Annotated in this window: 11 protein-coding genes; 10 read left to right on the top strand and 1 reads right to left on the bottom strand. The window is 66.1% G+C overall.

The annotated features are described in order from the left end of the window. Positions 1 to 18: 18 nt before the first annotated feature. The 9 genes from frr (at position 19) to rpmE (ending at position 8682) form a co-directional block, all read left to right on the top strand. Positions 19 to 573 (top strand): ribosome recycling factor, encoded by a 555-nt coding sequence (gene frr, locus HEQ22_RS10790; protein ID WP_432770860.1) that lies wholly within the window; start codon positions 19 to 21, stop codon positions 571 to 573. 161 nt (positions 574 to 734) lie between these two features. Beyond that, positions 735 to 1379, top strand: a complete 645-nt coding sequence (uppS, locus tag HEQ22_RS10785) for a polyprenyl diphosphate synthase (RefSeq protein WP_432770859.1) — start codon at positions 735 to 737, stop codon at positions 1377 to 1379. 3 nt (positions 1380 to 1382) lie between these two features. Next, entirely contained in the window at positions 1383 to 2060 is a 678-nt protein-coding gene (locus HEQ22_RS10780; protein ID WP_432767897.1) for a phosphatidate cytidylyltransferase, read from the top strand. Position 2061: 1 nt separating this feature from the next. Beyond that, positions 2062 to 3225: a 1-deoxy-D-xylulose-5-phosphate reductoisomerase gene (locus HEQ22_RS10775; protein ID WP_432767896.1), complete on the top strand. Its 1164-nt coding sequence runs from the start codon at positions 2062 to 2064 to the stop codon at positions 3223 to 3225. Further along, entirely contained in the window at positions 3197 to 4348 is a 1152-nt protein-coding gene (gene rseP / locus HEQ22_RS10770; RefSeq protein WP_432767895.1) for an RIP metalloprotease RseP, read from the top strand. The genes HEQ22_RS10775 and rseP overlap by 29 nt, the downstream gene beginning before the upstream one ends. A gap of 72 nt (positions 4349 to 4420) precedes the next feature. Further along, a complete protein-coding gene (gene bamA / locus HEQ22_RS10765; protein WP_432767894.1) occupies positions 4421 to 7087 on the top strand; it encodes an outer membrane protein assembly factor BamA in 2667 nt (888 codons plus the stop codon). After that, the gene (locus HEQ22_RS10760; RefSeq protein WP_432767893.1) at positions 7087 to 7767 is read left to right on the top strand and encodes an OmpH family outer membrane protein; all 681 of its coding nucleotides are present in this window, start codon (positions 7087 to 7089) and stop codon (positions 7765 to 7767) included. The genes bamA and HEQ22_RS10760 overlap by 1 nt, the downstream gene beginning before the upstream one ends. A gap of 5 nt (positions 7768 to 7772) precedes the next feature. After that, positions 7773 to 8252, top strand: coding sequence for a 3-hydroxyacyl-ACP dehydratase FabZ (gene fabZ / locus HEQ22_RS10755; protein WP_432767892.1), 480 nt, complete (start codon positions 7773 to 7775; stop codon positions 8250 to 8252). Positions 8253 to 8454: 202 nt separating this feature from the next. Continuing rightward, positions 8455 to 8682, top strand: a complete 228-nt coding sequence (gene rpmE, locus HEQ22_RS10750) for a 50S ribosomal protein L31 (protein WP_422060238.1) — start codon at positions 8455 to 8457, stop codon at positions 8680 to 8682. Positions 8683 to 8821: 139 nt separating this feature from the next. On the opposite strand, the gene HEQ22_RS10745 is transcribed toward rpmE, so the two are convergent. After that, entirely contained in the window at positions 8822 to 10297 is a 1476-nt protein-coding gene (locus HEQ22_RS10745) for a glycerol kinase (RefSeq protein ID WP_432767891.1), read from the bottom strand. A gap of 474 nt (positions 10298 to 10771) precedes the next feature. On the opposite strand from HEQ22_RS10745, the gene HEQ22_RS10740 reads away from it, so the two are divergent. Then, positions 10772 to 12151, top strand: coding sequence for a DEAD/DEAH box helicase (locus tag HEQ22_RS10740; protein ID WP_432767890.1), 1380 nt, complete (start codon positions 10772 to 10774; stop codon positions 12149 to 12151). The last annotated feature ends 3 nt before the right edge of the window (positions 12152 to 12154 follow it).

Raw genomic sequence — 12154 nt, 5'->3', positions numbered from 1 at the left:
ATAAGAGAGGAAAATATGATGGCGAAATATGACAAGGCCGACCTGGAGCGCCGCATGCACGGCGCGGTCGAAGCGCTGAAGAGCGACCTGTCGGGCCTGCGCACCGGCCGCGCCCACACCGCGCTGCTCGATCCGGTGACGGTCGAGGTGTATGGCGCGCAGATGCCGCTGAACCAGGTCGCCTCGGTCAGCGCGCCCGAACCGCGGATGCTGAGCGTCCAGGTGTGGGACAAATCGAACGTCGGCCCGGTCGACAAGGCGATCCGTTCGGCCGGTCTCGGGCTCAACCCGATCGTCGACGGCCAGATGCTGCGCCTGCCGATCCCCGAAATGACGCAGGAGCGCCGCAAGGAATTGTCGAAGCTCGCCGGCCAATATGCCGAAAAGGCGCGCATCGCGGTGCGCAACGTCCGCCGCGACGGCATGGACAATCTCAAGGCCGACGAGAACAAGAAGGAAATCAGCGAGGACGAGCGCAAGCGCCACGAAACCGAGGTGCAAAAGCTGACCGACGCGACGATCGCCGAACTCGACGCCGCCGCGACCGCGAAGGAAAAGGAAATCCTGGGCTAGTGCTTTCCGGCGCTTACCTCTCATCCGTTCGTGTCGAGCGAAGTCGAGACACGCCGAGTTCGCGCGCGACGTCACGTGTCTCGCCTTCGCTCGACACGAACGGGTTCTGAGGTCTTTTCGTGACGACACAGCATCACGGCGCGCGCCATGTCGCCATCATCATGGACGGCAACGGCCGCTGGGCGAAGAAGCGCCTGCTGCCGCGCGTCGCCGGTCACAAGGCGGGGGTCGAGGCGGTGCGCACCATCGTTCGCGCCGCGGGCGACTTGGGGCTGGAGGCGATGACGCTCTATGCCTTCAGCTCCGAAAACTGGAAGCGGCCCGACGACGAGGTCAGCGACCTGATGGGGCTGATGAAGCGTTTCATCGTCTCCGACCTCGACGAATTCGCCGCCAACGATGTGAAGCTGAAAGTGATCGGCAATTGGCGCGCGCTCGCCCCCGACGTCGTCGCGCTGATCGAGAATGCGCTCGAGCGCACCGCGGGGAACAAGCGCACGACGCTGGCGGTCGCGCTCAACTATGGCGCGCAGGACGAACTGGTGCGCGCCGCAGCAGCAGCCGCGGCGGCGGGCCCGGTTACCGAGGCGGCGATCGAGGCGCATCTCGACACCGCCGACATGCCGCCGCTCGACCTGCTCATCCGCACCTCGGGCGAGGTGCGGCTGTCGAATTTCCTGCTGTGGCAGTCGGCCTATGCCGAGCTGTATTTTACCGACATATTGTGGCCGGATTTCAAGCCCGCCGACCTCAAGGCGGCGCTCGATCATTTTGCACGGCGCGATCGCCGTTACGGGGGACTTTAGGGCATGGCGGCAGCGGGCAAAACGGACCTTTGGGTGCGGCTGGGGTCGGCGATCGTCCTGTTCGCGATTGCCGGCACCGCGCTGTGGTTCGGCGGCATCGCTTTCGGCCTGCTGCTGCTGGTCGGCGGCGCGCTCTGCCTCGTCGAATGGCTGGCGCTGGTGCGCGCGATGACGCTGAGTGGCGGCGCCAAGGCGGCGCTGTCGGCGCTCGGCCCGGTCCTTGTCCTGGGCGCGATGGCGGGGCTGTGGCTGATCCGCGACCAGCTCGGCATGACCGCCGCGCTCTGGGTGTTCGGCATGGTGTGGGCGACCGACATCGGTGCCTATTTCGCCGGGCGCGCCTTTGGCGGGGCGCGGCTTGCGCCCCGGATCAGCCCGTCGAAAACCTGGTCGGGGCTGTTCGGCGGAATGATCGCCGCGCTGATCGCCAGCGCGACGATCGGCGACCGCGCCGGTATCGTCGGGGTGCCGCTGTGGATCGGTCTGTTCATGGGGCTCGCGGCGCAATTGGGCGACCTCGCGCAAAGCTGGATGAAACGCCGCGCGGGGGTGAAGGATTCGGGCAAACTGATCCCCGGCCATGGCGGGCTGTTCGACCGCGTCGACGGGATGTTGCCGGTGGCGCTGTTCCTCGGCGCGCTCGCCGCGACGGGGCAGCTCGCGGTGCGGGCGGCGGGCTGAGATGACGCGCCGCCTTTCGCTGTTCGGTGCGACGGGATCGGTCGGGCAATCGACCCTCGACCTGGTGCGCCGCGACGGCACGGCATGGGCGATCGAAGTGCTGAGCGCCAACAGCGATGTCGCCGAACTGGCGAAGCTGGCGAAGGAATTTCGGCCCGCCGTGGCGGTGATCGCCGATGCGGCGCGCTATGGCGAACTGGCCGACGCGCTCGCCGGGACCGGCATCGAAGCCGCCGCCGGCGCCGCCGCGCTGGTCGAGGCGGCGGAGCGGCCGACCGACCTGGTGATGGCCGCGATCGTCGGCACCGCGGGGCTCGCCCCGACGATGGCTGCGATCGAAGCGGGACACGACGTCGCGCTCGCCAACAAGGAGGCGCTGGTGTCGGCGGGCGCGCTGATGACCGCCGCGGCGGCGCGCTCGGGCGCGACGATCCTGCCGGTCGACAGCGAGCATAATGCGATTTTCCAGTGCCTCGCCGGCGGCCGCATCGATCAGGTGCGCCGCATCATCCTGACCGCGAGCGGCGGCCCGTTCCGCACCATGAGCGCCGCCGACATGGCGATTGTCACCCCGGCGCAGGCCGTCGCGCATCCAAACTGGTCGATGGGCGCGAAGATCAGCGTCGATTCGGCGACGATGATGAACAAGGGCCTCGAACTGATCGAGGCGCATCACCTCTTCCCGGTCGGGCTCGACCGCATCGAGATCCTCGTCCACCCGCAATCGGTGATCCACAGCCTCGTCGAATATATCGACTGCTCGACGCTGGCGCAGCTCGGCTCGCCCGACATGCGGATCCCCATCGCCTCGGCGCTCGCCTGGCCGCAGCGGATGGCGACGCCGTGCGCGCCGCTCGACCTGGCCGGCATCGCGCGGCTCGATTTCGAGGCACCCGACGAGGAGCGCTTTCCTGCCACCGCGCTCTGCCGCGCCGCGATCGCGGCGGGTGGCGCGCGCCCGGCGCAGCTCAACGCCGCGAACGAAGTCGCCGTCGCCGCCTTCCTGGCCGGACGCATATCCTTCCCCGCGATCGTCGATACGGTGCGCCAGGTGATCGACGCTGCGGAACCCGTGGCGCCGTCGTCGCTTCAGGACATATTCAGCGTCGATGCCGCATCGCGTGCGGCTGCTCAGCATGTTGTGGACCGATATGAACCTGCCTGACATTCCTCTGTGGCTTTATCCGCTCGCATTTCTCGCGGTGCTCGGCCCGCTCGTGTTCGTCCATGAATATGGCCATTACATCGTCGGCCGCTGGTGCGGGGTGAAGGCCGACGCCTTTTCGATCGGCTTCGGGCGCAAGGTCGTCGGCTGGACCGACAAGCGCGGCACCGAATGGAAGCTCGGCTGGTTGCCGCTCGGCGGCTATGTCCAGTTTGCCGGCGATCGCGACGCGGTGAGCCAGCCCGATGCGGAGTGGCAGCAATTGCCCGCCAGCGAACGCTCGCACACCTTCCCGGCCCAGTCGGTGTGGAAGCGCGCGCTGATCGTCGTCGCCGGGCCGGTGACCAATTTCCTGTTCGCGATCCTGATCTTCGCCGCCTTTGCGATGGTTTACGGCAAATCCGAAACCCCCGCCGTCGTCGGCGCCGTCGAACCCGGCCGCCCGGCCGCCGCGGCGGGACTGGTGGCGGGCGACCGGATCGTGTCGATCGGCGGCCGCCAGATCGAGCGCTTCGACGATATCAAGATGGCGATCGCCTTCGACCTCGGCAAGCCCGCGCCGGTCGTCGTCGAGCGTGCGGGCCGGCGCTTTGCCGTGACCATTACGCCCGAGATGATTTCCGAAACCGACGCCTTCGGCAACACATCCGAACGCGCTCTGCTCGGGGTGCGCTCGGGCGCCCCGACCTATACCCAAGTCGGACCGATCGCCGCAGTCGGCCACGGCGTCGAGCAGACCGCCGGCATCGTGCGAATGACCGCCGCGATCCTGCGCCAGTTCGTGATGGGCGAACGATCGATCAAGGATATGGGCGGCCCGGTGAAGATCGCCAAGACGTCGGGCGAGGCGGCGACGATGGGCATAGAGACGCTGATCATCTTCGCGGCCTTCATCTCCATCAATCTGGGGTTCATAAACCTGTTGCCATTGCCCATGCTCGATGGCGGACACCTGCTTTTCTATGCCTATGAGGCGATCCGGCGCCGCCCGGCGCCGCCGCAGGCACAGGAATGGGCGTTCCGATTCGGCTTTGCGGCGATTGTCACGCTGATGCTGGTCGTGACTTTCAACGATTTGGGCTCAATCGGGGCGTGGGACGGGATCGCGCGCTTGATTGGATAGCCGGACTGGGGCAGGGAGTGCGCGCGAGACCCGGTGGATCGGGGCTCGGCGCTTTTGAGTATTTTTTGCGGGATGAACAGCGTGGCTTCACACAAAATCTTGGGCAGGATGCAGCTGTCGGCGCTCCTCATGGCGGGCACGATGCTGGCTTGTCCCGCGACGCTGATGGCGCAGCAGGTCGCGCCGCCGATGGTCCCTGCGCCGGCGCCCGAGGCCGCACCGTCGGCCACGACGGTGCAGTCGATCACGATCACCGGCAACCAGCGCCTCGAAGCGCAGACGATCCTGTCGTATCTGCGGCTGCGCGTCGGCCAGCCCTATGATCGCGCCGTGCTCGATCAGGCGTTGAAGGATCTCGCCGCGACCGAGCTGTTCAGCGACTACCAGATCACCGACAACAATGGCGCGCTGACCATTCAGGTGGTCGAGAACCCGGTGATCAACCGCGTCATTCTGGAAGGCAACAAGCGCCTGAAGGAAGACAAGATCCGTCCCGAGATCAAGCTGTCGCCGCGTCAGATCTTCACCCGTTCGAAAGTCCGCGCCGACGTCGCGCGCATCATCGAGCTGTACAAGCGCCAGGGCCGCTTCGCCGCGACCGTCGAACCGAAGATGGTCCAGCTCGACCAGAACCGCGTCGACGTGGTGTTCGAAATCAACGAAGGGCCGAAATCGAAGGTTCGCCAGATCAGCATCCTGGGCAACGAGAAATTCAGCGATGGCGACCTGAAGGACGAGATGGCGACCAAGGAATCGGGTCTGTTGACCATCCTGTCGTCAAACACCAGCTACGACCCCGATCGCCTGGCCTACGACCAGCAGAAGCTGCGCCTGTTCTACCTGCAGAACGGCTATGCCGATTTCCGCGTCATTTCCGCGGTTGCCGAGCTGACCAGCAACAAGCAGGACTTCATCATCACCTATGTGATCGAGGAAGGCGAACGCTACAAGTTCAGCGATATCGAGGTCGAGAGCGAGCTGCGCGACTTCCGCCCCGAAACGCTGAAGCGGCTGCTGCCGATGAAGACCGGCGACTGGTACGACGCCAAGCTGGTCGAAGATACGGTCGAGAGCCTGAGCGAGACGGCGGGCCTGTTCGGCTACGCCTTTGCCGACATCAACCCCGAGTTCCGCCGCGACGCCGAAAACCGGACGATGGCGATCACCTTCAACGTCGCCGAAAGCCCGCGTACGTACGTGGAGCGCATCGACGTCAACGGCAACACGCTGACCCACGACAAGGTGGTGCGGCGCGAATTCCGCCTCAACGAAGGCGACGCGTTCAACAGCTTCGGGATCAAGCGCACCGAAAACCGCATCAACAGCCTCGGTTACTTCCAGGAAAATCTCGAGATCGAGCGCAAGGAGGGCAGCGCCCCCGACCGCATCATCCTCGAGACCAACGTCGAAGAAAAGCCGACCGGCGAACTGTCGCTGTCGGCCGGTTTCTCGTCGATCGAAAATTTCCTGCTCCAGGGCTCGATCCGCCAGCGCAACTTCCGCGGCCTCGGCCAGCAGCTGCAGGCGTCGGTCAACTATTCGAGCTATTCGAAATCGGTCGAACTGGGCTTCACCGAACCCTATCTGTTCGATCGCAACATCTCGATCGGCGGCAGCGTCTATCGCCGCGACCTCAATTCGTTCAACTTCATCAACAACGACCGCCGCACGACTTTCCAGCAGGTAACGACGGGCTTCCAGGTCAATGTCGGGGTGCCGCTGACCGAATATCTCTCGGCGTTCGGGCGCTACAGCCTCAATTACGACGATGTGACGCTCGACCGGAATCTCTATTATTTCGGCGACGAGTGCGATCCGCTGGTCGCCGGCCGCTACCTGTGCGACGCGATCGGCAAGCGCACGACGTCGCTCGTCGGCTACACCATCGCCTATGACGACCGCGACAACCGCATCCGTCCGACCCGCGGCCAGTCGCTGTCGCTCAACCAGGATTTCGCCGGCCTCGGCGGCAGCGTCAAATATGTCCGCACCCGCCTGTCGGGCAGCAAGCATTTCAATCTCGGCAGCCGCTTCATCCTCAACATCTCGGCCGAGGGCGGGTATATCTATCCGCTCGGCGGCGCGCCGACCCCGACCAGCGACAAGGTCCGCCTGACCGACCGCTTCTTCCTCGGCGAACCGCAGATGCGCGGCTTCGACATTCGCGGCGTCGGTCCGCGTGTCGTGCGCTATGGCGTCGTCGATCTGACCGATCCCGCCAACCCGGTGCTCGACACCAGCGCCGATGCCCAGATCGACGATGCGCTCGGCGGGCGCGCTTATTATCAGGGCCGGCTCGAGATCGATATTCCGCTCGGCTCGGGCGCCAAGGAACTGGGGCTGCGGCCTTCGGTCTTCCTCGACGTCGGTTCGGTGTTCGGGGTGAAGCGCCCGACGCTGACCACGCTTGCCGACTTCCGCGACCCCGCCGACGGGCTCACCAAGTCGCTCTGCCGCAACGCGGCGCAGGGTACGGTGCAGTTCGCGACCCGCCCGGTGGGTGATGACGGCCAGCCGATCGGCAACCAATACACCGCGTGCCCGGAGAATTTCTCGCAGCTGTCGCCGTTCGAAGAACGCTTCTTCGGCGACACCTGGATGCCGCGCGTCTCGATCGGCGCCGGGGTCAACTGGAACTCGCCTTTCGGTCCCTTCCGGATCGATTTCGCTTACGCCCTTCGCAAAGAAGAGGGCGATGATACAAAACGCTTTTCATTCAACGTAGGAACCCAATTCTGATGAAGAAAATCCTTGTCGCTTCGGCGCTTGCCGTTGCCGCCCTGTCGGCCTCGCCGATCCTGTCCGCCCCCGCCCTCGCGCAGGCACGCGCCATTGCGGTCGCCGACGTCCGCGTCGCCGCGGCGCGCTCGAACGCCTTCACCACCGCGTCGCAGCAGATCGAAACGACCTACAAGGCGCAGATCGACCAGCAGACGTCGCGCGGCCAGACGCTGCAGGCGGAAATCAACGTGCTGATCGCCAAATATAACGAAGAAGCGCGCAAGACCCCGCAGAATGCGGCCGCGGTTCAGGCCGCCGGCAAGGCGGTGCAGGACAAGCGTCAGGCGGCGCAGGCCGAACTCGGCCGCATCGGCGCGCCGGTCGACCTCGCGATCGCCTATGTCGAGGACCAGATCAGCGTCCGCATGAACGAAGCGGTCAAGGCCGCGATGACCGCGCGCAAGGTCGACCTGCTGCTCAATCCCGATGCCGTGGTGGCGCGCGAAAACAACGCCGACATCACCGAGGCGGTGACCACCGAACTGAACCGCCTGCTGCCGACCGTGTCGACCGCGGTTCCGGCGGGTTACCAGCCGGGCCAGCTGGTCCAGCAGCGCAACCAGCAGCTGATGGACGCGGCGCGCGGCACGGCTGCCGCGCCCGCGGCGCCCGCCGGCACCCCGCCGACGACGCGCTAAACGCGATGGCCGACGGAGACGCGACGGCAACGGCGATGGGTGCGGCGGACGTCCGCCGCATCCTCAGCCTGTTGCCGCATCGTTATCCGATGCTGCTCGTCGACCGGGTGGTATCGATGGTGCCCGACACCTCGATCCACGCGGTCAAGGCGGTGACGATGAACGAGCCCTTTTTCCAGGGCCATTTCCCCGGCCGGCCGATCATGCCCGGTGTCCTCATCGTCGAGGCGCTGGCGCAGGCAGGCGGGGTGCTGGCGATCGAATCGCTCGGCCTCGCCGGCACCGGCAAGCTCGTCTATTTCATGGGGATCGACGGGGTGAAGTTCCGCAAGCCGGTCGAACCCGGCTGCCTGCTCGACCTCCACGTCACCATCCTCCAGGCGAAGCGCAACATCTGCAAGTTCGCAGGCAAGGCGCTGCTGGACGGGCAGCTGGCGACCGAATGCCAGTTCACCGCGATGATCGCCGATCCGCCGAGCGACTAAGCGACCCGTCTCCGCCTCGTCATCCCGGACTTGATCCGGGATCCACTGCGGCGTCGAAGTCGTGGACCCCGGATCAAGTCCGGGGTGACGAAGCAGGGGAGTTGCATTTTTCTAGCCAGCCCACTACAGGCCGCCACTTCGCGTCCCCGGACGCACAGACTCACAGCTAGCTGGTCGGTAACCAGCGGCACAGGAGCCCGACATGAAAAAAGACATTCACCCCGCCTACCACATGATCACGGTCAAGATGACCGATGGCACCGAATATCAGACGCGCTCGACCTGGGGCAAAGAGGGCGACACGATGACGCTCGAAATCGACCCGACGGCGCACCCGGCATGGACCGGCGGCCAGGGCCGTATGCTCGACGCCGGCGGCCAGGTGGCGAAGTTCAACAAGCGCTTCGGCGGGCTTACCCTCAAGCGTTGAGCAAAAGACCAACCCCTCCTCTTCAGAGGAGGGGCAGCGAGACTTGCGAACTTGTTCGCTAGTCGCAGCGGGGTGGTGGCCTGCGACATTGCGCAAGGCCGCTACACCACCCCAAACCCCTCCTCTAAAGAGGAGGGGCTTAAGTTGCCAAAACCTTCGCGAGCGCGCTTTGCCACCCGGCAAGGCGTGTTTTGCGTTTTTCGGCGTCGAGCGCGGGCGTGAAACGCGTCGTGGTGCCGCGCATCGCCTTCGCCGCTGCCGCGAGGTCGGGATACAGCCCCGCCCCGGTCGCGGCGAGCATCGCGGCGCCGAGCGCGGTGCTCTCGACGAAATCGGGGCGCTCGACGGTCAGGTTTAGCATGTCGGCCAGATCCTGCGCCATCCAGTCGTTCGCGGCCATGCCGCCGTCGATGCGCAGGTCCGCCCAGTCGACGCCGTCGGCGGCGAAGGCGGATTTGAGGTCGTGCGCCTGATAGGCCTGCGCTTCCAAGGCCGCGCGCGCGACATGCGCCCGGCTGCTGGCAAAACTCAGGCCCGATAATGCTGCAAGCGCATCGGGCCGCCAGTGCGGCGCGCCGAGCCCGGCGAGCGCGGGGACCAGATAGACGCCGCCATTGTCGGCGACCGACCGCGCCAGCCCCTCGCTCTCGCCGGCATTGGCGATCAGGCCGAGCCCGTCGCGCAGCCATTTGATCAGGCTGCCCGCGACGAACACCGATCCCTCCAGCGCATAGGAGCGGACATCGCCCTCCTGCACCAGCACCGTCGCGAGCAGGCGGTTCGTCGATAACGGACGCTCGGTGCCGCTCGCCGACAGGATGAAGGCGCCGGTGCCGAAGGTCGCCTTGGTCTGCCCCGGCGCCAGGCACGCCTGCCCGATCGTCGCCGCCTGCTGGTCGCCCGCCATGCCGCAAATCGGGATTTCGCCGCCGAACAGGTCGGCATCGGTGGTGCCGACCGTGGTGGTGCATCCGGTGATTTCGGGCAGCAACGCCATCGGCACCCCCAGCAGGTCGCACAGCCCCGCGTCCCAGCCGCCCGCACCATTGATGTCCATCAACAGGGTCCGCGACGCATTGGTCGCATCGCTGACATGGACGCTGCCGGTCAGGCGATAGATCAGATAGGATTCGATCGTCCCGACCGCGAGCCGGTCGCCCGCCGCGCGCAATTGCTGCCAATGCTTCAGCGCCCAGCCGATCTTGCTGCCCGAAAAATAGGGGTCGAGCAGCAGCCCGGTCGTCGCCTGCACCGCCGCCTCGTGCCCCGCATCCTTCAGCGCTGCACAATCGGCGGCGGTGCGGCGGTCCTGCCACACGATCGCGGGGGCGAGCGGCTCTCCGGTGGTGCGGTCCCAGAACACCACCGTCTCGCGCTGGTTCGTAATCCCGATCGCGGCAATGCGGTCGGCGCCGCCGGCTTTGGCGATCATCGCGCGGGTGCAGGCGAGGGTGGCCTCCCAGATTTCGGCGGCGTCATGCTCGACCAGGCCGGGGCCGGGATAATATTGCTTGAGCTCGCGCTGCGCGCTCCCCAGGGGCGCACCGTCGGCGTCGAAAAGCATCGTCCGAGTAGACGTCGTCCCCTCGTCGATGACGATGATCTTCTCGGCCATATATCCCCCGCTTTTGTTTGACACGTCGCCCCCGCGAAGGCGGGGGCCGTTGTCGGCATCAGGCGACGTTTCGTCAGGATGCCGGCGGCCCCCGCCTTCGCGGGGGCGACGTGTATTTTGCTTTCGACCTTGATGAAGAAAGAACGCCCCTTCGACAAGGCTCTCCCGAGCGCCTGCAAGGCAGTCGAGGGGCTCAGCGCGAGCAGATCGAGGAGCCTGTTAACGAATGCCACGCAATTATCTTGCAAAAGCGCGCAACCCGTGCCATATGATGGTGCAGCGCAGCATGGCGGGATATCCCGCCGCAACACCCGGCAGCGTGATTTTCCCGTCCGAAACAGGCGCGGGACGAGCCGGACCAGCGCTTTGTCCCCAGAGGCACCCTTTCACGCGGGTCGTTTCGAACCCGCGGCCCGTGCGCCGTCCGTTCGATGCGAACGGATGTGCCTGCGCGTCGCTCTTAGTGAGTATTTCATGACGACTTTCAACGACTTTGGCCTGCACGCCGACATCAATCGCGCGCTCGCCGCCAAGGATTATACCGTCCCGACCCCGATTCAGGTTCAGGCGATCCCGCCGCTGATGAAGGGCCGCGACCTGTGCGGTATCGCGCAGACCGGCACCGGCAAGACCGCCGGCTTCTCGCTGCCCTCGATCCACCATCTTCTGACCTATCCGCACCGCCCGACCCCGCGCGGTTGCCGGATGCTCGTCCTCGCGCCGACGCGCGAACTGGCTGCACAGATTGCGCAGAGCTGCCGCGACTACGGCCGCTTTACCAAGCTCAGCGTCTCGACCGTGTTCGGCGGCGTGCCGATCAACAAGCAGATCCGCGACCTGTCGGGCGGCGTCGATATCCTCGTCGCCACGCCCGGACGCCTGCTCGACCTGATCGACCAGCGCGCGCTGCGCCTCGACGACGTCGAAATCTTCGTCCTCGACGAAGCCGACCAGATGATGGACATGGGCTTCATCCATTCGCTGCGCCGCGTCGCCAAGCTGCTGCCGTCGCGCCGCCAGAACCTGTTCTTCTCGGCGACGATGCCGAAGGAAATCGCGCATCTCGCCGAACAGTTCCTCGAAGACCCGGTCACCGTGTCGGTGACGCCGCAGGCGACGACGGTCGAAAAGATCCGCCAGTTCTCGACCTTCGTCGAACAGAAGGAAAAGCAGGCGCTGCTCCATTCGGTCGTTGCGACCCAGAATATCGACCGCGCGCTGATCTTCACCCGCACCAAGCATGGCGCCGACCGCGTCGTCCGCCATCTGGCTGGCGCCGGAATCAAGGCGATGGCGATTCATGGCAACAAGAGCCAGGGCCAGCGCACCGCCGCGCTGCAGGCGTTCCGTTCGGGCGACATCAAGCTGCTCGTCGCGACCGACATTGCGGCGCGCGGCATCGACGTGTCGGGCGTCAGCCATGTGATCAACTTCGAGATCCCGAACGTGCCCGAACAATATGTCCACCGCATCGGCCGCACCGCGCGCGCCGGTGCCGAGGGCGTCGCGATCAGCTTCATCGCCCCCGACGAGCGGCCCTATATCCGCGACATTGAGCGGGTGACGCGGAGCAAGGCCGAACCGATGCCGTTGCCCGAGAATTTCAACGAGTTGGTCCGCAACCTGCCCAAGCCGGTCGCGGGTCCGCGCGATACCGGCAGCCAGGGCCGCGACCCGAACCGCCAGCGCCAGGATGCCAATCGTGGGCGCAATGGCGGCAAGCCGCAAGGCGAGCGCGGTCCGCGCCGCGATGGTGCAGCCGGCGAGGGCGCCGAAGGCCAGCGCAAGCGCCGCTTCCGCCCGCGCAACAAGAGCGTTGGCGCACACAAGGGCGCGGTGACCCGCGTCGGTTGACGC

It is taken from the genome of Sphingopyxis sp., assembly GCF_050916055.1.
GTDB lineage: Bacteria > Pseudomonadota > Alphaproteobacteria > Sphingomonadales > Sphingomonadaceae > Sphingopyxis.
Note: the sequence above shows the minus strand (reverse complement) of the source record. Positions and strands in the feature narration are given on the sequence as shown.